This is a genomic window from Rhodococcus sp. NPDC056743 (assembly GCF_042790355.1).
GTDB lineage: Bacteria > Actinomycetota > Actinomycetes > Mycobacteriales > Mycobacteriaceae > Rhodococcus_F.
The window spans coordinates 1-1,090 of the sequence record NZ_JBHTZI010000030.1 but is presented as its reverse complement, the minus strand read 5'-3'; the positions used below and the strand labels follow the sequence as shown (position 1 = coordinate 1,090).

The window sequence follows — 1,090 nt, the reverse complement described above, 5'->3', positions numbered from 1 at the left end:
ACCGGTCAGCGCGTTGAGCAGTGAGATCACCACCGGCATGTCGGCGCCGCCGATCGGCAGCACCACCATCAGCCCGAGGATGCCCGAGAGCACGAGGACACCGACGATCCACAGGGAGCTGGTCGGGCCGTCCGGGGAGATCGCCTTGATACCGATGATCACCGAGAACGCGACAGCCGCGATCAGCAGCAGCGCGTTCAGGGGCTGCTGCAGCTTGCCGATGCCGATCGGGCGACCCGGCAGAGTTTCCTGCAACTTCAGGAACGCGATCACGCTGCCCCAGAAGGAGATCGAACCGATCACCGCGGCAAAGAGGGACGCGATGACGATGTGCACCGTCGGGGACTCACCGTGCTTGAACGCGGTGAAACCGTCCGAGTCGAGGAATTCCGCGTAGGCGATCAACGCGACGGTACCGCCACCGACACCGTTGAACAGTGCCACCAACTGCGGCATCGCCGTCATCTTCGTGCGCAGCGCCGGCGGAACACCGAGCACGACACCGATGATCAGACCGGCCGCGATGAGGATCCAGTTCCCCATCTCCGCATCACGGATGGAGATCAGGGTTGCGATGACGGCGATGAGCATGCCGACCGCGGCGATCTGGTTGCCGCGCACCGCGGTCTTCGGGCCGGTAAGACCCATGAGACCGTAGATGAACATCGAGAACGCGACAATGTACAAACCATTGACCAGGTATTCCATTACTGGTCACCATCCTTCGAAACAGCCTTGGCTGCGGGCTTGGCCTTGAACATCGCCAGCATGCGGTCCGTGACCACGAAGCCACCGACAACGTTGACCGTTCCGAAGACAAGTGCGACAAACAAGATGATCTGCAAACCGACAGACGGATCGTGCACCTTACCCAACACGACGAGCGCGCCGAGGACGACGATGCCGTGGATGGCGTTGGTACCCGACATCAGCGGGGTGTGCAGAGTGTTCGGGACCTTCGAGATCACCGCGAAACCGACGAACCCGGACAACACCAGGATCGCGATATTCGACAACAACGACGTGTACATCAGGCGCCCTTCTCTTCACGGGTGACGCACGCACCGGCCAGAACCTCGTCGGAGAAATC

2 protein-coding genes are annotated in these 1,090 nt (G+C 61.6%); both read right to left on the bottom strand.

Features of this window, described 5'->3' with window-relative positions:
* Positions 1 to 708 (bottom strand): NAD(P)(+) transhydrogenase (Re/Si-specific) subunit beta (locus ACFRFQ_RS30580; protein WP_378665305.1); only part of this gene is annotated, 708 nt, incomplete at its 3' end.
* The gene (locus tag ACFRFQ_RS30575; protein ID WP_378665304.1) at positions 708 to 1,031 is read right to left on the bottom strand and encodes an NAD(P) transhydrogenase subunit alpha; all 324 of its coding nucleotides are present in this window, start codon (positions 1,029 to 1,031) and stop codon (positions 708 to 710) included. The genes ACFRFQ_RS30575 and ACFRFQ_RS30580, both read right to left, overlap by 1 nt.
* Positions 1,032 to 1,090 lie beyond the last annotated feature (59 nt).